23 protein-coding genes and 1 pseudogene are annotated in these 24,055 nt (G+C 69.7%); 11 read left to right on the top strand and 13 right to left on the bottom strand.

Features of this window, described 5'->3' with window-relative positions:
• Positions 1-2,050, top strand: a pseudogene (locus tag AC16DP_RS49005) (pilus assembly protein); the annotation flags it as partial.
• Between the two features lie 74 nt (positions 2,051-2,124).
• A complete protein-coding gene (gene proS / locus AC16DP_RS49010; RefSeq protein WP_329733323.1) occupies positions 2,125-3,558 on the top strand; it encodes a proline--tRNA ligase in 1,434 nt (477 codons plus the stop codon).
• Positions 3,559-3,655: 97 nt separating this feature from the next.
• Here proS and AC16DP_RS49015 read toward each other — a convergent pair whose 3' ends face one another.
• Positions 3,656-4,960 (bottom strand): DUF1517 domain-containing protein, encoded by a 1,305-nt coding sequence (locus AC16DP_RS49015; RefSeq protein ID WP_329733324.1) that lies wholly within the window; start codon positions 4,958-4,960, stop codon positions 3,656-3,658.
• A 39-nt stretch (positions 4,961-4,999) separates the two neighbouring features.
• On the opposite strand from AC16DP_RS49015, the gene AC16DP_RS49020 reads away from it, so the two are divergent.
• Positions 5,000-5,563 (top strand): hypothetical protein, encoded by a 564-nt coding sequence (locus AC16DP_RS49020; RefSeq protein ID WP_329733325.1) that lies wholly within the window; start codon positions 5,000-5,002, stop codon positions 5,561-5,563.
• 19 nt (positions 5,564-5,582) lie between these two features.
• On the opposite strand, the gene AC16DP_RS49025 is transcribed toward AC16DP_RS49020, so the two are convergent.
• The gene (locus AC16DP_RS49025) at positions 5,583-5,774 is read right to left on the bottom strand and encodes a hypothetical protein (RefSeq protein WP_329733326.1); all 192 of its coding nucleotides are present in this window, start codon (positions 5,772-5,774) and stop codon (positions 5,583-5,585) included.
• On the opposite strand from AC16DP_RS49025, the gene AC16DP_RS49030 reads away from it, so the two are divergent.
• A complete protein-coding gene (locus AC16DP_RS49030; protein ID WP_483957108.1) occupies positions 5,768-5,899 on the top strand; it encodes a hypothetical protein in 132 nt (43 codons plus the stop codon). The two genes, AC16DP_RS49025 and AC16DP_RS49030, sit on opposite strands and share 7 nt — an antisense overlap.
• 15 nt (positions 5,900-5,914) lie before the next feature.
• On the opposite strand, the gene AC16DP_RS49035 is transcribed toward AC16DP_RS49030, so the two are convergent.
• Entirely contained in the window at positions 5,915-7,144 is a 1,230-nt protein-coding gene (locus tag AC16DP_RS49035) for an adenylate/guanylate cyclase domain-containing protein (RefSeq protein WP_329733327.1), read from the bottom strand.
• Positions 7,145-7,148: 4 nt separating this feature from the next.
• Entirely contained in the window at positions 7,149-8,399 is a 1,251-nt protein-coding gene (locus AC16DP_RS49040) for an adenylate/guanylate cyclase domain-containing protein (protein ID WP_329733328.1), read from the bottom strand.
• A 72-nt stretch (positions 8,400-8,471) separates the two neighbouring features.
• On the opposite strand from AC16DP_RS49040, the gene AC16DP_RS49045 reads away from it, so the two are divergent.
• The 4 genes from AC16DP_RS49045 (at position 8,472) to AC16DP_RS49060 (ending at position 12,618) form a co-directional block, all read left to right on the top strand.
• Complete coding sequence (locus AC16DP_RS49045) at positions 8,472-9,005, top strand: metal-dependent hydrolase (protein ID WP_329733329.1); 534 nt, start codon at positions 8,472-8,474, stop codon at positions 9,003-9,005.
• Positions 9,006-9,009: 4 nt separating this feature from the next.
• Positions 9,010-9,561 carry an RNA 2',3'-cyclic phosphodiesterase gene (thpR, locus tag AC16DP_RS49050; protein ID WP_329733330.1) on the top strand — a complete coding sequence of 184 codons (552 nt, stop codon included), beginning with the start codon at positions 9,010-9,012 and terminating at the stop codon, positions 9,559-9,561.
• A gap of 103 nt (positions 9,562-9,664) precedes the next feature.
• Entirely contained in the window at positions 9,665-10,285 is a 621-nt protein-coding gene (locus AC16DP_RS49055) for a YiiX/YebB-like N1pC/P60 family cysteine hydrolase (protein WP_329733331.1), read from the top strand.
• A 29-nt stretch (positions 10,286-10,314) separates the two neighbouring features.
• The gene (locus AC16DP_RS49060; protein WP_329733332.1) at positions 10,315-12,618 is read left to right on the top strand and encodes a MopE-related protein; all 2,304 of its coding nucleotides are present in this window, start codon (positions 10,315-10,317) and stop codon (positions 12,616-12,618) included.
• A 10-nt stretch (positions 12,619-12,628) separates the two neighbouring features.
• Here the strand turns inward: AC16DP_RS49060 and AC16DP_RS49065 are convergent, their stop codons facing one another.
• From AC16DP_RS49065 to AC16DP_RS49075, 3 genes are all read right to left on the bottom strand, one after another.
• Positions 12,629-13,396 carry a methyltransferase domain-containing protein gene (locus tag AC16DP_RS49065; protein WP_329733333.1) on the bottom strand — a complete coding sequence of 256 codons (768 nt, stop codon included), beginning with the start codon at positions 13,394-13,396 and terminating at the stop codon, positions 12,629-12,631.
• A gap of 159 nt (positions 13,397-13,555) precedes the next feature.
• Complete coding sequence (locus tag AC16DP_RS49070; protein ID WP_329733334.1) at positions 13,556-14,317, bottom strand: hypothetical protein; 762 nt, start codon at positions 14,315-14,317, stop codon at positions 13,556-13,558.
• A 123-nt stretch (positions 14,318-14,440) separates the two neighbouring features.
• Positions 14,441-15,787 carry a PQQ-binding-like beta-propeller repeat protein gene (locus tag AC16DP_RS49075; RefSeq protein ID WP_329733335.1) on the bottom strand — a complete coding sequence of 449 codons (1,347 nt, stop codon included), beginning with the start codon at positions 15,785-15,787 and terminating at the stop codon, positions 14,441-14,443.
• A gap of 394 nt (positions 15,788-16,181) precedes the next feature.
• Here AC16DP_RS49075 and AC16DP_RS49080 point away from each other — a divergent pair, with 394 nt between their 5' ends.
• Both AC16DP_RS49080 and AC16DP_RS49085 read left to right on the top strand, forming a co-directional pair.
• Positions 16,182-16,427, top strand: a complete 246-nt coding sequence (locus AC16DP_RS49080) for a hypothetical protein (RefSeq protein ID WP_329733336.1) — start codon at positions 16,182-16,184, stop codon at positions 16,425-16,427.
• 272 nt (positions 16,428-16,699) lie between these two features.
• Positions 16,700-17,701, top strand: coding sequence for a hypothetical protein (locus AC16DP_RS49085; RefSeq protein ID WP_329733337.1), 1,002 nt, complete (start codon positions 16,700-16,702; stop codon positions 17,699-17,701).
• 49 nt (positions 17,702-17,750) lie between these two features.
• Here the strand turns inward: AC16DP_RS49085 and AC16DP_RS49090 are convergent, their stop codons facing one another.
• From AC16DP_RS49090 to AC16DP_RS49110, 5 genes are read right to left on the bottom strand one after another with little or no spacing between them, the layout of a single operon-like run.
• Positions 17,751-18,506: an ABC transporter ATP-binding protein gene (locus AC16DP_RS49090; protein WP_349257914.1), complete on the bottom strand. Its 756-nt coding sequence runs from the start codon at positions 18,504-18,506 to the stop codon at positions 17,751-17,753.
• On the bottom strand, positions 18,503-19,354 hold the full coding sequence (locus AC16DP_RS49095) for an ABC transporter ATP-binding protein (RefSeq protein WP_329733338.1): 852 nt from the start codon (positions 19,352-19,354) through the stop codon (positions 18,503-18,505). Before AC16DP_RS49095 ends, AC16DP_RS49090 begins: the two co-directional genes overlap by 4 nt.
• Positions 19,354-20,418 (bottom strand): branched-chain amino acid ABC transporter permease, encoded by a 1,065-nt coding sequence (locus AC16DP_RS49100; protein ID WP_329733339.1) that lies wholly within the window; start codon positions 20,416-20,418, stop codon positions 19,354-19,356. Before AC16DP_RS49100 ends, AC16DP_RS49095 begins: the two co-directional genes overlap by 1 nt.
• An 8-nt stretch (positions 20,419-20,426) precedes the next feature.
• Complete coding sequence (locus AC16DP_RS49105) at positions 20,427-21,356, bottom strand: branched-chain amino acid ABC transporter permease (protein ID WP_329733340.1); 930 nt, start codon at positions 21,354-21,356, stop codon at positions 20,427-20,429.
• Complete coding sequence (locus tag AC16DP_RS49110; RefSeq protein ID WP_329733341.1) at positions 21,356-22,561, bottom strand: ABC transporter substrate-binding protein; 1,206 nt, start codon at positions 22,559-22,561, stop codon at positions 21,356-21,358. The genes AC16DP_RS49105 and AC16DP_RS49110 overlap by 1 nt, the downstream gene beginning before the upstream one ends.
• A gap of 245 nt (positions 22,562-22,806) precedes the next feature.
• Here AC16DP_RS49110 and AC16DP_RS49115 point away from each other — a divergent pair, with 245 nt between their 5' ends.
• Positions 22,807-23,520, top strand: coding sequence for a hypothetical protein (locus AC16DP_RS49115; RefSeq protein WP_329733342.1), 714 nt, complete (start codon positions 22,807-22,809; stop codon positions 23,518-23,520).
• On the opposite strand, the gene AC16DP_RS49120 is transcribed toward AC16DP_RS49115, so the two are convergent.
• Positions 23,517-24,055, bottom strand: a 539-nt coding sequence (locus tag AC16DP_RS49120; RefSeq protein WP_483957109.1) for a protein kinase domain-containing protein, incomplete at its 5' end; no start/stop codon positions are given. The genes AC16DP_RS49115 and AC16DP_RS49120 overlap by 4 nt on opposite strands.

The raw sequence follows: 24,055 nt of genomic DNA on the forward strand, positions 1-24,055 counted from the left end.
GGATGCCTACGACCGCTACGTGCACGAGCAGGGCGGGCGGGACAAGCTCGTGCTGGTGGGCAGCAACGGCGGCATGCTGCACGCCTTCCACAACGGCAAGAAGACGGGCTTCGACCCGGTGGCCAACATGGCCGAGTACGACGAGGGCACCGGCGAGGAGCTGTGGGCCTTCATTCCTCCGGACATGCTGGCCAAGCTGCGGCCCAACATCGGCAAGCACGCCTACTTCGTGGACGGCACGCCCATGGTGCGCGAGGTGTGGCTGGACGGGGTGGGCGCCTCCGGAGACGCGGAGGCGGACGGGAAGAAGCAGGCCAGCGAGTTCCGCACGGTGGCGGTGGTGGGCACGGGCACGGGCGGGGTGCACCGCTTCGCGCTGGACGTGACGGCGCTGATGAAGAGCCCGGGGGCAGCACAGCCGGGCCGCCCGCCCCACCAAAGGGGGGACTTCCTGTGGATGTGGCCGCAGCCGTGTGACGCGCTCGCGCTCCAGCTGGGCGAGAGCGATGGGCACTTCGCGCCGAGGCCTCCGCCGATCGGCCCGGTGGCGCTGGCGGATCCAGAGGGCCCGTGGCGCGTGGCGGGCAAGCCGGCCCGCGAGGACTGGGTCGTCTTCCTCAATGGCGGGTATGACCGCTCCCAGAACCGTGGCCGGGGCCTGGCCATGGTGGACATGAAGACGGGCGAGACGCTGTGGAGCTTCTTCCACGGCGACGGCAGCACGCGCTCCGAGCACCTGCGCCACCCCTTCGCGGCCAGCGTGGCGATGATGGACATTGGCGGCGAGCTCAGCTCCAAGCCGGACGGAGACCTGCTCTTCGACACGGCGACGGTGGCGGACTACGGGGGCCAGGTGTGGACGGTGCGCTTCTGGCAGCCCGGGGAGCGGCCGGCGGGGGGAGGCCAGGTGGCCAACTGGTTCGCCGCCCGGGCCTTCCAGGTGAAGCCCCCGGACACGGTGGAGAGCCCCGATGCCGACACGGTGCGGCCCGCCTTCAGCTACATGACCTCCAACACGGTGCAGCCGGACACGGGCTACCTGCGCACCTTCGTGGGGACGGGGGACCGCTACAACCTGGCGGAGAGCGGCGGGACGACGTGCCGGCTCTCCAACCCGCTGGGGTGCGCGCAGCTCGGCTGCCGCGCGAGCCAGAGCGTCACCGTGCAGCGCGGCGGCTCGACGCTCTGGAGCGCCAGCACCACCTACGAGGGCTACAAGTACACGCCGGAAACGCCCACCCCGGCGACGGAGGGGGGCACCTGCGGCTCGACGAAGGTATCGCTGGACTGGGACTACGACGCGGCCAACGGTTGCACGGCGAGCAGCGCGGGGCGGCTGGAGTACACCTGTGACGCCAGCGGCTGCCGGGTGACGAAGGACGACTGGGTGCCCGTGGCGGCGACGAAGCCGCTGCCGGCCACCAGCGTCAACCGCTTCTACGGCTTCTGGAGCTACGGGGTGAAGAAGGCGCGCACCTTCGACACGGCGGCGGCGGCCACGGCGTACGAGGCCGGCATGCTGACGGAGGACTCCCTGGTGGACGTGTCCCAGTTCGGGGCGGACGGCCGGGTGACGACGGGCGAGAAGGAGGCCGGCTCCCTGGAGGCGGGGTGGTACGTGCGGTACCGGGCCCCCCGGGAGCAGACGGGGAGTGGGACGTCCATCGTCAACGGATGCGTGCTGTGGAACAGCTTCGAGCCCGGGGCGTCGGGGGGGATGTGCGCGGCCTCGGGGGGCCACAGCGCCCGGGTGTACCAGGCCGGCTTCGTGGGGGGAGCGGCCCACTGCGCCGAGGGCTTCGCCACGGTGGCGGGCACGGCGGGGGGGCGCACCTGGAAGCGCTTCGAGGAGCGGAGCGTGATGGCGGCCCCGGCGGACCCGGTGCCCCAGAGGGGCCTGGAGACGGTGGACATCCTGCTCAACGAGCCGGGGACGGGCCCCCGCCGGCTGGGGGTCTCCCTGGAGAACGAGGCCCTCCAGTCCCTCTACCAGCTGGAGCTGGACCGTTCCGGCCATGACTGCCGGCACGAGGCCACCCGCTGCGAGTAGCCCGCAACCATTGATTCCGGGCGGGGGCTGGCGTAGGCAACGGCCCTCACTCATTTTCGAAGGATTTCAAGCAGATGGCCGAGAAGCTGGCACCGCGCGAGAAGGGCTTTTCCGAGTGGTATGTGGACCTGGTCCAGAAGGCGAAGCTCGCCGACTACTCGGACGTGAAGGGCTGCATGGTCATCCGGCCCAATGGCTATGCCATCTGGGAGAACATGCAGCGCGTCCTGGACAAGATGTTCAAGGACCTGGGCCACAAGAACGCCTACTTCCCGCTGCTCATCCCCGAGAGCTACCTGAAGAAGGAGGCCGAGCACGTCGAGGGCTTCAACCCGCAGCTGGCGGTGGTGACGCACGCCGGTGGGGCCAAGCTGGAGGAGCCCTACGTCATCCGGCCCACGTCGGAAACCATCATCAACCGCAGCTTCGCCAAGTGGATCCAGAGCTACCGGGACCTGCCGCTGCTCATCAACCAGTGGGCGAACGTGATGCGCTGGGAGATGCGCACGCGCCTGTTCCTGCGGACCACCGAGTTCCTCTGGCAGGAGGGCCACACCTGCCACGAGACGGAGGACGACGCGGAGAAGGAGACACTGCAGATGCTGGAGGTGTACCGGAAGTTCGCCGAGGACTACATGGCGATGCCGGTGATGACGGGGCGCAAGACGGAGTCGGAGAAGTTCGCCGGCGCGCTGCGCACGTACAGCATCGAGGCGATGATGCAGGACAAGAAGGCGCTGCAGGCGGGCACCAGCCACAACCTGGGGCAGAACTTCGCCAAGGCCTTCGACACGATGTTCCAGGGCCGGGACGGCAAGCAGCACCACGTGTGGCAGACGTCGTGGGGCGTGTCCACGCGCCTCATCGGCGGGCTCATCATGACGCACTCGGATGACACGGGTCTCATCGTGCCGCCGCGGCTGGCGCCGACGCACGTGGTGATCATCCCGATCGCGGGCAAGGCGACGGACGCGGAGAAGACGCAGGTGATGGAGAAGTCGCACGCGCTGGCGGCGGACCTGAAGAAGGCGGGCCTGAGCGTGGTGGTGGACGACGACGACACGAAGAGCCCGGGCTGGAAGTACAGCGAGCACGAGCTGATCGGCACGTGCCTGCGGGTGGAGCTGGGTCCGAAGGATCTGGCGAAGGGCTCGTGCGTGATGGTGCGCCGGGACGTGAAGCAGAAGGAGTTCATCCCGCTGGACCAGGCGGTGGGCAAGGCCCAGGAGATGCTCGAGCAGATGCAGACGTCGCTGTTCGAGAAGGCGAAGAGCTTCCGGGACGCGAACACCTTCGAGGTGAACAGCTACGAGGAGATGAAGGAGAAGGCGGACGCGGGGTTCCTGCTGGCGCACTGGAATGGGGACCCGAAGGTGGAGGCGCGCATCAAGGACGAGACGGGCCTGACGACGCGCAACCGGCCGTTCGCGCTGAAGCAGGAGGCGGGCAAGTGCGTGGTGACGGGAGAGCCGTCGCCGGGCCGCATCGTCTTCTCCAAGGCGTACTGAGGAAGACCATTTCCCCTCTCCCCTCGGGAGAGGGACGGGGTGAGGGTGCGGCGGGCCCCGGGCCGTCCCCTGCCCCCCACTCCGGACCGCATCCGCGTCACGCCTTGCGGCCGTCCGCGGGAACCCAGGCCCCACACCGCTCGCACTTCGTCTCGTAGCGGGGCATGTCGGCCTGACAGTGGGGGCACGGGCCGGCGAGCACGTGCTTCGCGTCCACGCCGGGGGCGGTGCTGCCGCAGCTCGGGCAGGCGCCGAGCTCGGCGGCGTAGAGGGCCTGACAGCTCGGACAGGACACACGCCCGAGCGCCCCGGCCTTCGCCTCCAGCCGCACCAGCTCCGGGTAGTGCGCCTCGAGCTCGGCCGAGCTCATCCGGTCCTCCTCGGCCGCCGGAGACCAGATGATCTCCAGCACGTCCACGGGCTCGCCCGAGGTCTGCGCCTGCAACAGCTCGAGCAACGCCTGGGCGGAGACCTCGGAGGGCAACGAGGAGGGAAGACCCTTGCGGCCCATCAGCAGGCTCACCACCACCAGGCCCTGGCCCTCACGGGAGCGGGCGCGCTCGCCGTCCCCCTCCTCGCGCCGCTCGCCGCGGACGAGCTCCTTCGAGTACCGGCCCCGCAGCTCCGACGCGAGCTCGAGGAAGCGCGCCTGCGCACGGCCGAGCCGCAGCGACTCTCCCGTCCAGCAGGCGTACCGCGCGTGAGGCAGGGAGCGCTCCAGCGCGTAGATGACCTGGTCCAACGAGTCCTGCAGCGAAGCGTACCGGAAGCTCTCGGCGATGTTCGCGAGCTCCTTCTGCACCACGGCGCGCGCGCCCCAGTCGAAGGCCACGCTCACCCGCACGATGTGGGCGACCCCGAAGAGCTCCGAGAAGGAGGGAAGGCGCAAGGACCAGGAGGCGCTGGAGGACTTCGCCGGCCCCGGGACGAGGAGCCGGGAAGGGAGGGCGACGAACCCGACGAAGACGAGCAACGCGAGCAGCCCATGGGGCCAGAAGAACCGCTGGAGCGGACCGGGAGGCTCGAACGCGGCCCGCTCGTCCGGCTCCAACACCACGACCCCCGCCTGCCTGTGGGAGGCGAGCCACTGCTGCTCTCGCGCCTCCCACTCGGCCCGCTCCTGCTCGCGCCGGGCGCGCTCCATCGAATCGAGGAGCCGCTCCTCGGCGGTGGGCTCGCGCTTGACCGCGGGAGACCGCTGCCGGGTGGACTTCTCCTTCTTCTCGCCGAACAGGGAACCCGAGCCGCGGCCATTTCCCGACGAGCCACCGGACGAGCCGGAGGACGAGCTCCCGGATGAGCCGCCCCCGAAGCTCCCCCCGCCGAAGCTTCCACCCGTGGACTGAGCCCGGGCCGAGCAGGCCACCAGCAACACCGTGACGAAGAACCACCGCATGCGCATAGACTAGCACCGGACGGAAACCCGGCGGAGCGCATACACATGGGCGAGCGGATGTTCACCGGCAGCTTGTTCGCGTTCATCACGTGCTTCACCTCCTTCATGTTCCTCAATGACGCGTGCGAGGTGGACCGCTACCCCCAGCGCCACGTCGAGCGCATCCACCAGCGGGAGGTCGCCGCCGCCGAGTCACTCGGATTCCAGCGCGCGGCGCCGGAGCAGGTGGAGGCCACGTCCACGGAGCAGCGGGTGATCCGGCTCGGGAAGGAGGAGTGCGTCGCGGTGGTGGCCAGCGCATCGGGGAGGGATACGGGCTGGAGCCTCTCGCTGCGGCCGAGCGACACCTCGGACCGGCACTCCGATTGGGCCCGGCACGAGAGCAGCAACGGCCCCGTCCACCACGTCCAGGCCTGCACGCACGAGCCCGTCGAGCTGCGCGCGCAGATGAATGTGTTCTCGAAGGGCGTGCGGACGGAATGGACCGTGCTCACCGCGCCCTCGGAGCGCGTGGGAGGCAACGCCGGGCTCAACCGTGGGTGGGTTCCGCTCGACGCTCCCCCGCGAGCGGAAGAGCCCGCCCCCACGGTCCAGACTCCGCCGCCCTGACCCGCGCGGAGATGCCCGTCTAGCGCTGTGCGGCCCGGGCGAGCCGCTCGGACAGGCGGCGCAGGTGCTCGTGCACCCGGCAGCGCTCCGCATCCAGCTCCTCGATGCGTCCCGCCACTCCGGACAACCGCTCGGACACCACCCGCGCGGGAGCCTGCACCGTCACCCGCGCGCGGAACCGGTACGCCTCCGTCGAGACCGCTTGTGACACATTGCCTCGATGGCGCCGGCCTGACCGGCGTCCAGGTCACCTCCCTCGACGGGCTCCACAATACCTGGGAGCAGCTCGCCGTGGCGCCGTACGTGAGTCCCTTCTCCGCCGCGCCGCGCGCCTGAGCGGGGGGCTCGCCCTCACCCCGTGGCGCGAAGCGCCTTGCTGGCCGGGACGAAGGTGGCCACGGGCTCCTTCTTGCCGGCCACCGGGAGCGGCTCCGCGGCCTCGAAGTGGAACTCGCCGCCGCAGCGCGACAGGGTCGCCTCGGACACGAGCATGGGCACGCCCACCTTCTTCGTCAGCCCCTCGATGCGGCTGGCCAGGTTCACCGCGTCCCCAATCACCGTGTACTCGCGCCGCTGCTCCGGGCCCACGTCCCCCACCACCACCCGGCCCGTGTGGATGCCGATGCCGATGCGCAACGGCTCCTCGCCCCGCTCGCGGCGCTCGGCGTTGAGCGTCTCCAGCGCCTCCAACATGGCCAGCCCACACGCCACCGCCGCCTGCGGATGGCCCTCCATCTCCAGCGGCGCGCCGAAGTACGCCAGAATCCCGTCACCGATGAACTTGTCGAGCGTGCCCCCGTGGCGGAACACCACCTCCACCATGCGCGCCAGGTACTCGTTGAGCAGGCGCACCACCTGGGGGCTCTCCATCTGCTCGGACATGGAGGTGAAGCCGCGGATGTCGGCGAAGAGCAGCGTCACCTCGCGGTGCTCGCCCACGGACTCGTTGGTGCCGCGCTCGGCGATGCGGCGGGCCACCTCGGGCGAGAAGTAGCGGCCCAGGCGGTTGCGGCGGATTTCCTCCCGGCTCACCTCGCGCACCAGCCCGCGCACCTGGCGGCTGGCCAGGGAGGAGATGGCCGCGACGATGAGCAGCACCAGCACCACGCCCGAGACCCTGCCCACCGTGATGAGCTCCAGGCGGGACATCAGCCCCAGTTGCAGGAGGCACGCGAGCACGGCGGCGGCGCCCACGCTCACGGACGAGTCGCTCAGGGTCGCCACGCCCATCACCATGCAGCCGGCGGCGCAGACCGTCAGTCCGGCCGTGAACGAGCTGTCCGGCGAGGCCTCCAGCCCCAGGAACTGGATGAAGAAGAAGAGGGGCATGTCCACCAGCAGCAGGCCCAGCTCGGGCCGCCGGAGCAGCACCGGGAGGAACCCGCTCCCCAGCCACAACCCCACCGCGAGCAGCAGGTGGAAGGCCACCGCCTTCAGGGGCACGCTCCAGTCGAACGTGAAGGCCACCAGCCACCAGGCCAGCACCACCTGGACGCGCAGGCGGTACGTCCAGCGCCCCACCCGGGCGCGCTGCGCATCGAACCGCTGCTGGAGGAGCTCGTCGAAACGGGAGGAATCCATGGCGTCACCCCGTGGCGCGAAGTGCCCCACGGGACGGGACGAAGGTGGCCACCGGCTCCTTCTTGCCGGCCACCGGCAGCGGCACCGCGGCCTCGAAGTGGAACTCGCCGCCACACCGCTCGCGCGTGGCCTCGGAGACGAGCAGGGACACGCCCACCTTCTTCGTCAGCCCCTCGATGCGGCTGGCCAGGTTCACCGCGTCTCCAATCACCGTGTACTCGCGCCGCTGCTCGGGCCCCACGTCTCCCACGACGACGCTGCCCGTGTGCAGCCCGATGCCGATGCTCAACGGCTCCTCGCCCCGGGCGCGGCGCTCGGCGTTGAGCACCTCCAGCGCGTCCAGCATGGCCAGCCCGCACGCCACCGCCGCCTGCGGGTGCCCCGTCAGCTCCAGCGGCGCGCCGAAGTACGCCAGAATCCCGTCGCCGATGAACTTGTCGAGCGTGCCCCCGTGGCGGAACACCACCTCCACCATGCGCGCCAGGTACTCGTTGAGCAGGCGCACCACCTGGGGGCTGTCCATGCGCTCGGACAGGGAGGTGAAGCCGCGGATGTCGGCGAAGAGCAGCGTCACCTCGCGGTGCTCGCCCTGGGCGCCGTCGGAGGTGGCGCCGGCCTGGAGGATGCGGCGGGCCACCTCGGGCGAGAAGTAGCGGCCCAGGCGCGTGCGGTGCGTCTGCTCCTGGGACACCTCGAGCACCAGCTTGTACATCTGCCGGCGCGTGTACCGCGCCGCCACGGCCGCCAGGACGAGCACCAGCGTCACACCCGGGAGGTTGTCCGTCACGCTCCGGCCCGTCTCCCGCACGAGCGCCGTCTCCAGGCCGATGCCGAGCAGGGTGGCCACGGCCAGCGACAGGCGCGAGCCGCCCAGCAGCGCCATCAGCATCACCAGGATGATGTAGACGCCCACCGTGAAGCCGGCGAGCACCTGGCCGTTGATGGCGAGGGCCGCCGCCGGGGCCTGGATGACGAAGACGGCGGGCATGTCGAGCAGCAGCACGACGAGCTCCGGCCTGTGGCGCAGCAGCGGCACGAAGCGGACGCCCGCCCACAAGGCCAGGGAGATGAGCACGTAGGCGCCCACGCTCGTGAGGTGCATGGTCCAGTCGAAGACGAACGCACAGGCGAGCCAGCCCAGGGCACCCAGGGCGCGGAAGCGGTACACCCAACGCCCCATGCGCACGCGCTGTGCGTCGAGCCGCTGGCGAAGGATGTCGTCGAGGACGGACTCGGTGACGGACTCGGTGGACACGGGCCGGGGAGGCTAGTCCAGCGCCCGCGCGTTCTCCAGAGAGGGGCGGTATGGGCTATCCTCGGCAGCCGGATGGCGAGCTTCGGTCATGTCGCGGTGGGAATGGCGCTCGGACGCCTGGGCGTGGGGCAGGCGGCCCCGAGGCGCGTGGGCCTGGCCATGCTGGGGATGTCCGCGCTGGCCATGCTGCCGGACGCGGACGTCATCGCCTTCGCGCTGAGGATTCCCTACGCGGCGACGTGGGGGCACCGGGGGGCCTCGCACTCGGTGCTGCTCGCGGCGGCGGTGGCGCTGGGGGTGGCGGCCGGAACGCGGCTGGCGCGGGGGCCGGCCCTGAAGGCGGGGCTGCTCACCCTCGCCGCGCTGGGCAGCCACGGCCTGCTGGACGCGATGACCACGGGGGGCCTGGGCGCGGCGCTCCTCTGGCCACTGGACGACACCCGCTACTTCTTCTCGCTGCGCCCCATTCCCGTGGCCCCCATCGGCGCGGGCATGCTCTCCCGGCGCGGCCTGTACGTCGTCCTCGTGGAGCTGCTCCTCTTCCTGCCCTTCTGGGCCTATGCCCTCTGGCCTCGCCGCCGCGCCTTCCGGCCAGGGGAAGGATGACGCCATGCGTCTCTTCGTCGCCGTCACCCTGGGGGAAGGCATCGAGTCCCAGGTCTCGGCCGCCCTCCCGCGCCTGAAGGCCCTGGCGCCGCACGCGCGCTGGGTGCCCCCGGCCAACCTGCACCTCACGCTGAGCTTCCTCGGCGAGGTGGAGGCCGAGCGGATGCCCGCCGTGAAGGACGTCCTCACCCGCGTGGGCCCGGCGCATGCCCCACTGGTGTTGCGCATCGAGGGCGGAGGCGCCTTCGGCTCGCCGGCCCACCCGCGCGTCCTGTGGGCGGGGGTGGGCGGGGACACCCAGGCGTTGGGGGCATTGCAGGCGGACGTGGCGGAGGGGTTGAAGCCGCTGGGCTTCGAGCCCGAGCACCGCGAGTACGCCGCGCACCTCACGCTGGCGCGGGCGAAGGTGCCCCGGGGAGACCGGCAGCTGGCCGGGTGCGTGCGCGCGCTCCAGGGCGAGAAATGGGGGGAGACGCGGGTGGACCGGCTCGTCCTCTTCGAGAGCCTGGGCGGCAAGTACCACCCGCGCGCCGAGGTCCCCCTGGGCGGCGGATGACCCCCCTCTGCCCCTGGGCCGGGGTGAGGGTCTCCCCTGGCCCCCTCCGTGCACCGGAAGACTCCCGAGGCGCGGTGCTCGCGCCCGAAAGGACCGGGTTTCCATGCGTTGGCTGAAGCTGTCGCTGCTGTCGCTGTCACTCCTGGCCCACACCGCGGCTGGCGCGCCACACCCGCTGGAGGGCGAGTTGAGGACGGGGGACCTCGTCTTCCACACCTCGCGCTCGCAGCAGAGCGCGGCCATCCGGGCGGCGACGGACAGCCCCCTGTCGCACGTGGGGCTGGTGGAGGTGACGGCCGGGGGCGTGTACGTGGTGGAGGCGGTGCAGCCGGTGAAGCGGGTGCCCTTCGCGAAGTGGAAGGCGCGCGGGGTGGGCGGCCGGCTCCTGGTGCTGCGGCCCGGGCAGCTCCCCGAGGCCCAGCGCGAGGCGGCCGTGAAGGAGGCGAAGCGGCACCTGGGCAAGCCCTACGACTGGCGCTTCGAGTGGGATGACCGGGCCATGTACTGCTCGGAGCTGGCGCGCAAGGCCTACTCGGCCGCCGCGGGCGTGGACTACGGGAAGATGGAGCGCCTGGGCTCCCTGAAGGTGAAGCGGCTGGGGCCGGCGCTCCAGCAACGCTATGGCGGAAAGGTGCCCCTGGACCTGGAGCTCATCACCCCGGCGAGCCTCGCCGCGGACGAGCGCCTCACGGTGGTGCATAACGACTTCCCCGAAGTCCGCTGAATGCCCAAAAGGAGGCATAATGGGGGGCCATGTCCCCCCGTCTCGTGCTCTTCGTTGGCCTCCTGGCCCTTCTCGGTACCGGCTGCCGCAACAACGACGGTGCGGTGAAGCTCACCGTCTCGTACACGGGCTTCAAACCCGGGTGCATCCGGGTGGGCGTGAAGGACGCACAAAGCGCGGGCGAGCCGCGCACCACGGAGCTGGCGGGCAAGGGCGAGCCCACGGGCGGCTCGGTGACGGTGGCCGCCTACCGTGAGTCCGGCTGGGGCACCACCCTCGCCGTGCTGGCCGAGGCCTTCGAGACGCAGTGCACGGGCACCCCGGTGGCCACCACCACCGAGACGGTGACCGTCAACCCGGGCAACGTGGCCGAGAAGGAGCTGACGCTGACGGCCACTGACGGGGACAAGGACGGGTACGTGTCCGTGGCCACCGGCGGCACCGACTGCGACGACGCCAACGCCGAGCGGAGCCCGGGCGCGCAGGAGCTGTGCAACGACCGGGACGACAACTGCGACGGCAAGAAGGACGAGAGCTTCGAGGTGGGCCAGCTGTGCGACGCGGCCGACAGCTGCAAGGGCGCCTGGACGTGCGCGACCCAGAGCACGCGCGCCTGTGTGTCCAAGCCGGGCCAGTGGCGCCAGGACGCGGACAACGACGGCCAGGGCTCCAAGGTGGGCACGGGCATCACCAGCTGCACCCAGCCGCTGGGCTACGTGGCCAACGACTTCGACTGCGACGACACCAACAACCAGCGCTACCGGGGCGCGCCCGAGCTGTGCAACGCGGCGGACGACGACTGCGACGGCAATGCGGACAACGGGCTGGCGCTGAACACCGACTGCACGGGCGAGGGCGGATGCGGGGGCAAGCGCGTCTGCGGCACGGATGGAGGTGTCCTCTGCAACAACCCCAAGCCCACCGTGCTGTACGCCGACAGCGACTCGGACACCTACGGCGCGGCGGACGCGGGCGTGACGAACTGCGGCCCCACCCGCGCCGGCTACGTCGCCAACTCCACGGACTGCGACGACACGCGGGCCAAGGTGAATCCCGGCGCGCCGGAGATCTGCGACTCGCTGGACAACAACTGCAACGGCACCCAGGACGAGGGCTACGCCGTGAGCATCGCGTGCAGTCCGGGCTACAACTGCCCGGGCACGACGGAGTGCGCCGCGGACGGCGGCACCCAGTGCACCTTCACCACCTCGCCTTCCACCTACTACCCGGACGAGGACCTCGACCTGCGCGGCAAGGCGGACGCGGGCGTGCTGACCTGCACACCGGACGCCGGCTACCTCCTCGCGGGCGGAGACTGCGACGACGGCAACCCCTTCATCTACACGGGCGCTCCCGAGCTGTGCGACCAGACGGACAACAACTGCGAGGGCACGGTGGACGAGGGCGGCGTGTGCCCGGCGGGCGGCCCGAGCTGGGTGGACCAGTCGACGGCCGGCGCGGACATCTGGCGCTCGGTGGCCCTGTTCGGGGATGGCGGTGTCTGGGTGGCTGGAAACGGCAATCGCCTGCGGCTGCGCGCCCCCGGGCAGACCAGCTTCCAGAACCTCGACGGGCAGTGCGCGGGCGACTGGTACGCGGCCTGGGCCCACCCGGTCACGGGAGAGGTCACCCTCGGCGGAGTCAACCGCCTCATTGGCCGCCGTACCGTTGCCGGCCCGGGCTGTGACGTCGGAACCGATGCCACGGACACCGACGTGCGAGGAATCGTCGGCGTTCCCCTGTCCGGTGGCGGCTTCGAGCTGCACGCCGGTGGCCAGTCCCGCACCGCCGTCAGCGATGGGAAGCTGATGTGGTGGAATGGCAGCACCGTCCTCTTCGATCCGCCCCCCCTGGTGGCCCCCATCTGGGACGTGCATGGCGTCTCGCGCGACGTGCTCTTCGCGGTGGGCGGCTACGACACCACCTCCGGCTCCTCCATCGGCGCTCGCGTCTACCGCTTCAAGAACGGCAACGATTGGGAGACCGAGAACGTCCAGGCCGTCACGGACGTGGATGACAAGCTGCGGGGCATCTGGGTGGTGAACCCGACGCTCGCCTACGCCGTGGGTGAGAAGAGCTCCGTGCTCATGTGGTCGAACGGAACCTGGAGCAAGCACTCGGCGCCGTCGGGCGAGGATCTGCTCTCCGTGGTCGCCTTCGGGAAGAACTCCATCTACGTCACCACGGATAGCGGGAAGGTCTACCGGTACAACGGGAGCACCTGGAGCTCGGTCTTGAGCACGGGCAATGCCCTGTACGACATCGCGGGCACCGGCCCCGACAACCTCTGGGTGGTGGGCGACAACGGGGAGATGCGCCGCTGGCCGCGGTGAGCGCGGGGCCTCAGGAGGGGCGCACGGCCACGACGAAGCGGCGGTGGAACAGGAAGGGCGTGCCGTGCGGGGCCGCCGGGTAGTCCTGGCGCAGCAGGGGCCGGAGGGTGTCGAGGAAGGCCTGGTCCTCGCCGGGGCCGAGCGCCGCGAGCACGGGCCGCAGCGTCGTGCCGAGCAGCCACTGCAGCACGGCGTCCTCGCCGGGGAGCACGTGGAGGTACGCCGTCTCCCAGGCATCCACGGAGAGGCCGAGCCCGGCGAGGTGGGACTCGTAGAAGGCGAGTGACTCCACGTGCCCGCGGCGCACGGAGGCGAGCGCGGGGGCGAAGCGGGGGAGCGCGCGCACCTCGTCGATGCGCCGGTGCGAGGGCTCCTCGAAGTTGGCGGGCACCTGGAAGGCGAGCACGCCCCCCGGAGCGAGCAGCCCCACCAGCCGCGAGAGCAGGGCGCCATGGTCGGGCAGCCAGTGCAGGGCGGCGTTGGAGACGAGCACCTCGAGCGGCGCATCGGGCTGCCAGCGCGCGAGGTCGGCGAGCTCGAAGCGGACGTGCGGGGGAACGGGGCGGCGGAGGGCCTCGGAGATCATCGACTCGGACGAGTCGACGCCGGAGACGCGGGCGCCGGGCCAGCGCTCGGCGAGGGTGAGGGTGAGGTCCCCCGTGCCACAGCCGAGATCGGCGACGAAGCGGGGAGCGGAGACGGGCACGCGAGCGAGCAGCTCGAAGAAGGGGCGTTTGCGCGCGTCGCGGAAGTGCTCGTACTGCTGGGGATCCCACATGGCGAGCCTCCGAGGAGCCGGAGCGCGCGAGCCGCCTCCACGCGTTGCCGGGGGACGACGAGGGGTATCGGTGGAGCGGGTGGCCCGGCGGAGGAAGGACTCACGCCGGGCAGCCAGGACACGCGGGCAGCGAGGCCTCGCGTGTCCCGGAGGGAGGGACTACCGGCGCGGCGTGGCGGTGCCGGCGTCGGTGGAGCCCGTGCCAGCGTCGGTGGAGCCCGTGCCGGCATCGGTGGTGCCCATGCCGCCGTCGGTGGTGCCCATGCCGCCGTCCGTGGAGGTGGCGGAGGTGGCCGGGGTGATGGCGGGGGGCGGGTTCACCAGCTCGAGCGAGGTGAGGAAGGCATCGGCCTGGGGAGCGCCGATGCTCGGGTTGAAGAGGACGAGCAGGGTGTAGAGGCGGGGCCCGACGAGGAAGTTGCGGGCGCGCACCTCACCGTTGTCCGAGGAGACGGTGAAGGACTTGCCGGGGTAGCCCTGGAGGGTGATGTCCTCCTCGGACTTGATGGTGCCCTTGAGCTGGTTGACGAGGCCGGTCTTGCCCTCGTTGAGGAAGGCGGAGGAGGGGTTGGCGGCGACGATCTTCTCGGGGTAGTCGGCGGTGCTGATGGAGTAGAGGACGCCGCTGGGGTCGGAGATGGTCCAGGCGGCGGTCTTCACCTTGCCACCGGGGATGGCGACCTCGCCGCGCTGGGGCTGGGGCTCACCGGGGAACATGACGTTGAAGCCCTCGGGAGCGGAGAGCTTCTGGAGCTGGGTGGCGGGCCGGGCCTCCTCGGCGGGAGGGGTGGTGCCGCCCTCGTTGACCTCCTCGACGGTGGAGGAACCACCGGCGGTGGTGGCGGCGCCCTGGTTGGCGCAAGCGGCACCGAGCAGGGAAATGGTGACGAAGGCGGCGAACAGTCGGGACAGCGATGACATATGTGCGAGTCCTGAAGGTTGGAGTGGAAGACGGATGGCGGCGGACCCTACGACGAGTCCCCCGCCGGTGCTACGGCGGAGTATGCGGAGTGACGGCTTTCACGAGGAACAATCCGTCACCGCTCAAGGGCACGACGTGATGGGCGTGGCGGGGTTACCGGTGTTGCGCGAGTCGTGCTGGTACTTGGGCCACGGAGCCGAGGTGTCCAGGCCCCGGCTGTCGACGACGAATGCGTACAGCTTGCCGCCCGCGGGGACGTAGAGAACGCCAGGACCGCTTTTAGGAGTTCCTCCACTGTCACGTGCGCAATCAAGTGTCAGCGAAGCACTCGTGGCACCGAGTGCCGAGAGGCCCCATTTGCTAGAAAGATTGGGAGTCGACCACGCCCCCACCTCTCCAGCCGTTGAGAGCGTATACAAAAGATTCCCAATTCCCAACACAGGTGCCGACTGGAATACTCCTGTATTAGGAACAAAGGTACCGACGCGCGTGCTTGTCAGATCATACTGCACCAGCCGGCCCTGGCTGCTCGCGGTCTCCTGGCCGAAATAAATTTTCCCATCGACGCCTGCAACAAACTGGTTGATACGACCAGTTGCTGTCTCCGGCAACGCACTTACCGTCCCGGGCGTTGAGCTAGGCTCACGCGGTACAGCGAAAAGCCCTCCCTGATCGAAATCTATACCACCACTGCCGATGACCCGATCACCAACAAGAGCCAATCCAAAAAGCCGCTGCGCAGAAGGATCAGCAGACCAACGCAAAGTGGCACCGCTCTCAACTACATACTTCACCATCCGCTTTGTTTCCGTCGGATAGTAAAATGCACCTGTGTTTTCGACCACCAAGCTTCCATTGGTCGTTAGGCTGGGCATAGTACGAGAGTTGTCGAGCCGCACGCACTCCAGGGTTTGAGAACCAACCGCATCCGGGCGGATACCAAAAGTACTTCCGTAATTATTCAGCACAAAAAGCCCGGTTTCGACGGGGCTTGAAGCTATCGTTGTATCCAACACAGCTGTCGCACCGACTACGGAAGCAGAAGCAGTCGAGAATGTGCATTGATGAACAATATCCCCGACTGCGCTATCAAGGGCATAAAGAGTGGCAGAAGAAGTCGAGCTACCCGCGACGTATACCAACTCCGAACTGCTATTCCATACGCCAATAGCAGGGCTGCCCAATACGGGTCCTACCGCTTTCTCCCACTTCTTTGAACCATCCTGGCCAAGTGCGAGCACTCTCCCTGCAGAGCCAGATTCTGTACCGAAATAGATGGTGCCCAATTGACCAACGGCCGGAGTGGATTTGATGCCACCCTGCGCGTCGAACGTCCACTTCCAGCGCGTCACATTGAAGGTTGCGGAGCCGCTACCTGAATTCCCGACCGTATCCTTGCCCTGGGCAGCGACGGTCATCGTGCTGCGGAAGGCATCAAAGGGAGGCTCCGACAGATTCAACTGAGCCACGCCGCAGAAGCCCGCGTCACAAGGCCCGCTTGACGCAGTCACAGCAACAGCAGGCGCGGTTCCTCCATCCGTACCCGTCAATGCAACTGTCACGGAGCTAGGATCCAGGCGCGGCTCGTTCGTCCGAACCTCCACCGGCACCACCTGGTCACGACGCCACGCCGTAGCGAAACCCGGCTCTGGATCCCCGTAGGTCGTCCCACCATCCGCCACGCCCGCATCCGCAGGGGGCACGAACACCACGAAAGCCGGCCCCGTCGTGTCCGCCGTCAAACTCACCGTGGTACTCGGGCCTCCAGTCGCCGGGTACGCCGCCGTCAGCCGGAACGCCCCCTCCCCCGCTGGCACCCACTCCGTGGAGTAGACACCGTCACTCCGCGTCACCGCTGTGAACGTGCCTCCCGTCCCACCGTCGCTCGCCACCACACTGAAGCTCAGCGTCTCGGGGAAGTTGCCCGCGAACCCCGTCCCCACCCGCAGCTCCGCCGTCACCGGCACCGGACCCGCGCCCACCACCCCGCCGTCTCCCGGCGTCACCACCAGCGCCGTGTACCGGGGGACGCAAACGTTCGCCAGCGTGCACGCCTGGTACGGCGCGCACGCCGGCTCGCACGCCCCCCCCTCCGCGCTCGCCGAGTAACACAGCTTCCGCTCCGGATCGCACGTTCCTCCGTTCGGACAATCCGCATCCGTCTCGCACACCCGAAGAGGTGCGGTGCATCCCGCGAGTGCCCCCAACAGCAGCACCGTTCCGAGGACCTTGCGAAGCATCACGCTCATCTCCCCAAACCCATTTGACGGCCCACCTCTGGTGGATAGCATGGTGCTCCTACTCGCGGAAGTTGCGCTCCCCTGGCCATCTCCACTCGATGACCATTCCGCGACCGACCTGTCCCTTCTCGGGGGTCTTCCGTGAAACCTCACCCCGCCCCGCGGCCCCTCCTCCTCGCGCTCGGCCTCCTGCTCGCTCCCGCCGCCTCGGCCCAGTCCGACTTCGTCGCCCTGCACCCGTGCGCCATCGTCGGCGAGAAGGACAAGAACAAGGTCCAGGACCACCAGGCCATCTGCGCCACCGAGATCGCCCGCGGCGACGTCCAGCTCGTCCCCTCCGACCAGGTCCGCGCCTTCCTCGACAAGGAGCCCAAGAAGTCCTGCGCTCCCTCCAAGAAGCCCGCCGAGTGTCTCGGCAGGCTCGCCACCGCCACCCAGGCCAGCCGCGCCGTCCTCATCACGCTCGACCCCGGCCAGCTCACCCGCGTCTCCGGTCTCGTGGTGAACCCCCGCGGCGAGGTGGTCGATCAAAAGAGCATCCAGATCCGCAGCCGCGGCCAGCCCCAGGCCGAGCTCATCCGCACCGCCATCACCCGCCTGCGCGAGCAGCTCAACCTCGTCCCCATCAAGGTCACGCCCCTCGTCGAGCAGCCGCCTCCTCCGCCGCTCGTGGCCACCACGCCCCCGCCCGCCCAGGAGCCCACCCCCCTGGTCCCGGCGCCACTGGCCGAGGCGCCCACCCCGTCCGCCCCGCCTCCGGCCATCGTCGTGAGCCAGCGCGCCACGAGCGACGGGCGTACCTGGAAGACCCCCGCGGCCTATACGTCCGCGGGCGCGGGTGTCGTGGCGCTCGGCCTCGCGGGGTACTTCGCCGTCAGCGGCAACAACGCGATGATCGAGTCCAACAAGCCCTACGCCAACGACCGCTACCCGCCCCAGTCCGAGCTGGCCAACATCAGCCAGTTGCGTCAGCAGGCCACCACCCAGCGCATCCTCGCGGGCGTGAGTGCCGGCGTGGGTGCCGCGCTCGTCGGTACGGGTGTGTATCTCTGGCTCAATGACCGGAAGGCGCCTCCCGCTCCGGGTGTCGCCGCCCTCTCGGTGGGCCCTGGCGGGGTGAGCGTCCTCGGCGTCCTGCCCTGAGGCGAAGACCCTCACCCCAACCCTCTCCCAGAGGGAGAGGGAGTGAGGGTTACTCGCCCAGGTAGGCCTTGCGGATCTCCGGGCTCTCCAGCAGCGCCTTGCCCGGTCCTTCCATCACCACCTCGCCCGTCTCCAGCACGTAGCCGTAGTGGGCGAAGTTCAACGCCAGGTGCGCGTTCTGCTCCACCAGCAGGATGCTCACGCCCGCGGCGTTCACGTCCCGGAGGTTGCGGAAGATCGTCTCCGTCACCTGCGGCGCCAGCCCCAGCGAGGGCTCGTCCAGCAGCAGCAGCTTGGGCCGGCTCAGCAGCGCGCGGGCAATCGCCAGCATCTGCTGCTCGCCTCCCGACAGCGTCCCCGCCAGCTGCTTGCGCCGCTCCTTCAGCTTCGGGAAGAGCGCGTAGCTCTTCTCCAGGTCCGCCGCGATGCCGTCCGCGTCGCTGCGCAGGTACGCGCCCAGCTCCAGGTTCTCCAGCACCGTCAGGTTCGGGAAGATGCCCCGGCCCTCGGGCGCGTGCGCCATGCCGCGCGGCACCAGCGTATGCGCCTTCGCGCCCGTGGTGTCCTCGCCCCCGAAGGAGATGCGCCCACCCACCGGCTTGAGCATCCCGCTCACCGCCCGCAGCGTGCTCGTCTTCCCCGCCCCGTTGGCGCCGATGAGCGCCACCACCTCGCCCTTGCCCACCTTCAGCGTCACGCCCTTGAGCGCCTGGATGGCCCCGTAGGACACCTTCACCCCGTCCACCGTCAGCAACGGCGCGAACTCCTGGCGCGCGCCCAGCACCTTCACCTGTGCCTCGCTCACGCCGCGCCTCCGTGCGACTCCAGGTAGCTGTCTCCCAGGTACGCCTCGATGACCTTCCGGTCGCTGCGCACCTCGGCCGGCGCGCCCCGGGCAATCGTCTCGCCGTGGTCCAGCACCGTGATCTTCTCGCAGATGCCCATCACGAGCTTCATGTCGTGCTCGATGACGAGAATCCCCAGGTCGAACTCGTCCCGGAGCTTGCGGATGAGCACCATCAAATCCGCCTTCTCGCGCGTGTTCATGCCCGCCGCCGGCTCGTCCAGCAGCAGCACCTTGGGCCGCGTGCCCAGCGCGCGCGCAATCTCCAACCGCCGCTGCTCACCGTAGGGCAGGTTGCGCGCCTCCTCGTCGCGGCGGTGCGCCAGGCCCATCACCTCCAGCAGGTGCTCGGCCTGCCGCGTGAGCTCGCGCTCCTCGGCCTGGAAGCCCGGCGTCAGCAGCAGTGCCCGCCACCAGTCGCGGTAGTTGCTCAGCGCCCCGCGGAACTTCGCGCCCAGGCCCACGCCCTCCGGGTGCAGCGCCGCCTGGCCCCGGCACGCCACCTTCACGTTGTCCAACGCCGTCAGCGCCCGGAACAGGCGGATGTTCTGGAAGGTGCGCGCCAGTCCCAGGTGGTTGATTTGGTGCGGCAGCCGCCCGTTCACCCGCTGCCCGGACACGCGCACCTCGCCCTGGGTGGGCTGGTACACGCCCGTCAGCACGTTGAACGCGGTCGTCTTGCCCGCGCCGTTGGGGCCGATGAGCCCCTGCAGGTCTCCCTTGTGGATGGCGAGGTTGAAGTCCGAGAGCGCCTTGAGGCCTCCGAACTGGATGCTCACCCCCACGGCTTCGAGCAGCGGGCCGCTCATCACATCCCCTTCCGGCGGCGAGGAATCCATCGCGGAACCACTTCCCACAGCTCCTTCGTGCCGAACAACCCCTGCGGGCGCGACAGCATCAGCACCACCAGCAGCAGGCCGTACACGGGCATGCGGATCTGATCCACCTGCTGCGCCAGGGTGCTCTCGGAGCCGAACGCGCTGAAGGCCGAGCGCAGGCCCTCGGGCAGCAGCGTGAGGAACACCGCCGCCACGATGGCGCCCGTGGTCGAGCCCAGCCCGCCCAGCACCACCATCACGACGATCTCCATCGACTTCACGAAGGTGAAGGAGCCCGGGTTGATGATGGGCACGAAGTGGGCGAACAGCCCGCCGGCCACGCCCGCGAAGAAGGACGAAACGACGAAGGCGCGCACCTTGTAGCCCGTGGTGTTCACGCCCATGGCCTCGGCGGCCACCTCGTCCTCGCGGATGGCCCAGAGGCTGCGGCCGTGGCTGGAGCCGGCAATCCGGCGCGCCACCAGCACCACCAGGAACACCCAGAAGCCCACCATGGCCACCGAGGACGTCTGGGGGATGCCACTCAGGCCCAGCGCCCGTCCGAAGGCCTCGGTGTTCGTCACCGCCACGCGGATGATCTCCCCGAAGCCCAGCGTCACGATGGCCAGGTAGTCGCCCCGGAGACGCAGGCTGGGCAGACCCACCAGGAAGCCGGCCAGCGCCGCGGAGATGCCGCCCACCAGCAGCGCCACCACGAGGAACACCTGATCACTCACCGCCACCGGCAGGAAGGAGAGGGCCACGTCCTTGAGCGCCAGCGACGTGACACCGGCCAGGTAGGCCCCCACCGCCATGAAGCCCGCGTGGCCGATGGAGAACTGGCCCGTCATCCCGTTCACGATGTTGAGGCTCACCGCGAGGATGATGTTCACCGCCATGATGGACAGCAGGTAGTTGGCGAACGGCGAGTTGCTCAGCAGCCAATCCAGCACGAGCAGCACCGGCACGGCCACCAGCACGGGGAGGATGCCCCGGAGGGAGGCGGGGACCCCCGAGGGAGTCCCGGAACCAGAGACAGCGGAAGCGGTTTGCATGGGCGGCGTCAGACCTTCTCCGCCGCGACCCGGCCGAAGAGACCGCCGGGCCGGACGAGCAGCACGAGGATGAGGAAGCCGAAGGCCACCGCGTCACGCCAGGTGCTCGCCGCGTAGCCCACCACGAACTCTTCCACCAGGCCCAGCAGCAGCCCGCCCACCATGGCGCCCGGCACGTTGCCAATACCCCCGATGACCGCCGCCACGAAGGCCTTCAGGCCCACGTACAGCCCCATCAGCGGGCTCACCGACGTGTCCTTGATGGCGTACAGCAGGCCGGCGCCCGCCGCCAGCGCGCTGCCGATCATGAACGTCACCGAGATGACCCGGTCCGTGGGGATGCCCATCAGCGCCGCCACGCGATGATCGAACGAGACCGCCCGCATGGCCCGCCCGAAGCGCGTGCCGTACACGAGGTACTGCAGGCCCGCCATCAACCCCACCGCCAACACCAGGGAGATGACCTGCCAGTTCCACACCACCACGTCCGGGAACTCGGGGTCGCCCAGGGTGAACCACTGCGCGGGCTGGATGATTTGAGGGAAGGCGCGCGGCGCCGAGCCCGGCAGGAAGCCGATGTCGAGCTGGAAGCCGTACGAGAGCGTGAACGAGATGCCGATGGCGGTGATGAGCGCGGTGAGCCGCGGCTTCTCGCGCAGCGGCCGGTAGGCGAAGCGCTCGATGAGGAAGCCCATGAGGGCGCAGCCGCCCATGGCCACCAGGAAGATGAGCAGCACGCCCCAGGTGGAGCTCTGCGCCTGACGCCCCAGCGCGAACGCCGTGGCGTAGCCCATGTACACGCCCACCATCATCACGTCGCCGTGGGCGAAGTTGATGAGCTTGAGAACGCCATACACCATCGTGTACCCGAGCGCGACGAGCGCGTAGATGGTACCCGCGGAGATGCCGTTGATGAGATGCTGGAGGAGCTCGGACATTAAGGATGGATGGTGGTGACGAACTCGGTCTTGCCGTTGGCGATCTTCAGGATCGCCGCCGACTTCACCGCATTCCGGTTCTGGTCCAGCGTGATGGTGCCCGCCACGCCCGGGAAGTCCTTCGTCTGGGCGATGGCCTCGCGCACGGCCGGGCCGCTCAGGTCCTTGGCCCGCTCGAGCGCGGCGATGGCCACCTTGGCCGCGTCATAGCCGAGCGCCGCGAGCGCGTCCGGCACGGCGCCATACGCCGCCTTGTAGTCCGAGATGAACTTCTGCACCTTCGGATTCGGATCGGACGGCGAGTAGTGGTTGGAGAAGTAGCTGCCATCCAGTGCGTTCCCGGCCAGCTCGTAGAGCTTGTCGGAGTCCCAGCCATCACCGCCCATCAGCGGCACCGTCACGCCCATCTCGCGCGCCTGGCGGGCGATGATGCCCACGTCGTTGTAGTAGCCCGGCACGTAGACGGCCTGCGGCTTCTCCTTCTTGATGGCGGTGAGCTGCGCGCGGAAGTTCGTGTCGCCCTGCGAGTAGCTCTGCGTGGTGACGACCTTGCCGCCCATCTCCGTGAACTTCTGCGTGAACACGTCCGTGAGGCCGATGGAGTAGGCGCTCTTGTTGTCCTGGAGGATGGCCACCCGGTCCGCCTTCAGGTGCTCGCGGGCGAACTTCGCCATCACGAAGCCCTGGAAGGGGTCGATGAAGCACACGCGGAAGATGTACTCGCCCTTCTCCGTGACCTTGGGGTTGGTGGAGGACGGGGTAATCATCGGCACCCCGGCCGCCTGGGCCTTCTCGGCCATGGCCAGCGAGTTGGACGAGGCCACCTCGCCGAGGATGAGCACCACCTTGTCCTGGGTGATGAGACGGGTGACGGCCTGGGCGGCCTCCTCGGGCTTGCCCTGGTCGTCATAGACGCGCACCTCGAGCTTCTTGCCCTTCACCCCACCGGCCGCGTTGGCCTCCTTGAGGGCCAGCTCGATGCCGTTGCGGGTGGACACCCCGAAGGTGGCCTGGGCGCCGGTGAGGCTGCCCACCTCGCCCAGCACGATGGTGTTCGAAGCCGCGGGAGCGCCTCCACCGGCCGCCGGCTGGGCAACCTGCCCGCCCTGCTTTCCCTCTCCGGAGGGCGCGGGCTGGGTCTTCTTCTCGCAGGCGCCCGCGAACAGCGCGAACGCGGCGAGGATCATCGGGGCGAAACGGCGCATGAGGGGCATCTCCTGGGTCGGGCCACGGAAAAGCCCCGGTTTTCTATGGGGATGCGAAAGAGGGGTCAAGCTCGCAACACCTCGCCCGCCCGCTCCCCCCTGGGTATTTTCCACCCGGAGTCGCAGCCCTCCCCCTTGGAGGACCCCCGAGCCGCCGAGGCTCTCGCCCCTCTCCCCCCTGGAGGATGCCCTCCCCCGCCCGGGTCCCCACTTTTGACGCAGACGAACATTCCCAGGAGGCGGACATGTACCAGCGCGGAGACATCAAGGAAGGCATGACGGTCCGCAGCATCGACGGCCACAAGCTCGGCAAGGTGTACGCCGTCGGTGACTCGGAATTCCACATCGAGAAGGGGCTCTTCTTCCCGAAGGACTACTCCGTCCGGTATGCGGAGATCAGCGAACTGCGCAACGGGGAGGTCATCCTCGCCCACGGCAGGGACAGCCTCCGGGCGTTCTCCGACGAGGTGCCCTATGGCTCGGACACCATCGCCCAGCGCGAGGGGATTGGAAACGTCCGGGTGCAGGGCACGGACAGCGCGTGGGTGAACCAGGGCGAGCGCACGGGCCTGCCCTTCAACGCGCGCCCCGAGGAACTGCGCACGCAGGACCTGGGAGCCCAGGAGATCGGCCCGTACAACACGGAAGGCGCCCGGGCCAGCCCCATCCTCACCGAGGAGGACCGCGACCGGGGCATCGGCATCCCCATCCACCGGGAGGTGGTGGAGCGGCCCGTGATGCGCGCCTCCGACGAGACGGGGGTGACGTCCACGCCGCTGCGCGCCGAGGAGGAGTCGGCCCGCGAGCGCGCCCTCACGGACGACGAGCTGCTGCACGCCCATGACGAGCTCTACGGGGACGGCCACATGCGGACGGGGGTGCGCCGGGACGACACCGAGGGCACGCGCAAGCTGGACCTCAGCGGCGAGACCGACCCGCTGAACAAGCGCGGCATCTAACCGCCCGAGCGGCCCGTCGTGCCGGGGCGCAACCGCGTCTCCCCCACCGCGGGCGTGTTCGACGAGAGGTGGACGCGCTCCAGCCGCTCGAAGCCTCGCAGGCGCTCGGGGAAGTGCGTGGCCATGAGCCGGCCCACGTCCGCCTCGCGCGCCGGGGGACACGCCTCCGCCAGCGCCTCCGCCATCTGGAGCGCGCTGGCGTAGCGGTTGTCCGCCTGCTTGGCGAGCGCCACCTCCAGCACCTCCCACAACGGCAGCGACAGGCCCGCCGGCCGGCTCAGCGTGTCGTCGCAGATGGCGTGCATGGACTCCAGCTCGTCCCCGCGATCGAAGGCGCGCTTGCCCGTGAAGGCCTCGTAGAGGATGAGGCCCATGGCGAAGAGATCGCTGCGCGCATCCAGCCGCTCGCCCCGCGCCTGCTCCGGCGACATGTAGAGGGGCTTGCCCTTCACGATGCCCGGCAGCGTCACGGTGCGCTGGGCGCGCGCCTTGGCCACGCCGAAGTCCAGCACCTTCACCCGCCCGTCGAAGCCCA

Source organism: Archangium sp. (assembly GCF_057119385.1).

Coding starts and splice junctions, on each gene's coding strand:
- proS (WP_329733323.1), top strand. CDS start 2,125: ATGGCCGAGAAGCTGGCACCGCGCGAGAAGGGCTTTTCCGAGTGGTAT.
- AC16DP_RS49015 (WP_329733324.1), bottom strand. CDS start 4,960: ATGCGCATGCGGTGGTTCTTCGTCACGGTGTTGCTGGTGGCCTGCTCG.
- AC16DP_RS49020 (WP_329733325.1), top strand. CDS start 5,000: ATGGGCGAGCGGATGTTCACCGGCAGCTTGTTCGCGTTCATCACGTGC.
- AC16DP_RS49035 (WP_329733327.1), bottom strand. CDS start 7,144: ATGGATTCCTCCCGTTTCGACGAGCTCCTCCAGCAGCGGTTCGATGCG.
- AC16DP_RS49045 (WP_329733329.1), top strand. CDS start 8,472: ATGGCGAGCTTCGGTCATGTCGCGGTGGGAATGGCGCTCGGACGCCTG.
- thpR (WP_329733330.1), top strand. CDS start 9,010: ATGCGTCTCTTCGTCGCCGTCACCCTGGGGGAAGGCATCGAGTCCCAG.
- AC16DP_RS49055 (WP_329733331.1), top strand. CDS start 9,665: ATGCGTTGGCTGAAGCTGTCGCTGCTGTCGCTGTCACTCCTGGCCCAC.
- AC16DP_RS49060 (WP_329733332.1), top strand. CDS start 10,315: ATGTCCCCCCGTCTCGTGCTCTTCGTTGGCCTCCTGGCCCTTCTCGGT.
- AC16DP_RS49065 (WP_329733333.1), bottom strand. CDS start 13,396: ATGTGGGATCCCCAGCAGTACGAGCACTTCCGCGACGCGCGCAAACGC.
- AC16DP_RS49070 (WP_329733334.1), bottom strand. CDS start 14,317: ATGTCATCGCTGTCCCGACTGTTCGCCGCCTTCGTCACCATTTCCCTG.
- AC16DP_RS49095 (WP_329733338.1), bottom strand. CDS start 19,354: ATGAGCGGCCCGCTGCTCGAAGCCGTGGGGGTGAGCATCCAGTTCGGA.
- AC16DP_RS49100 (WP_329733339.1), bottom strand. CDS start 20,418: ATGCAAACCGCTTCCGCTGTCTCTGGTTCCGGGACTCCCTCGGGGGTC.
- AC16DP_RS49105 (WP_329733340.1), bottom strand. CDS start 21,356: ATGTCCGAGCTCCTCCAGCATCTCATCAACGGCATCTCCGCGGGTACC.
- AC16DP_RS49110 (WP_329733341.1), bottom strand. CDS start 22,561: ATGCGCCGTTTCGCCCCGATGATCCTCGCCGCGTTCGCGCTGTTCGCG.
- AC16DP_RS49115 (WP_329733342.1), top strand. CDS start 22,807: ATGTACCAGCGCGGAGACATCAAGGAAGGCATGACGGTCCGCAGCATC.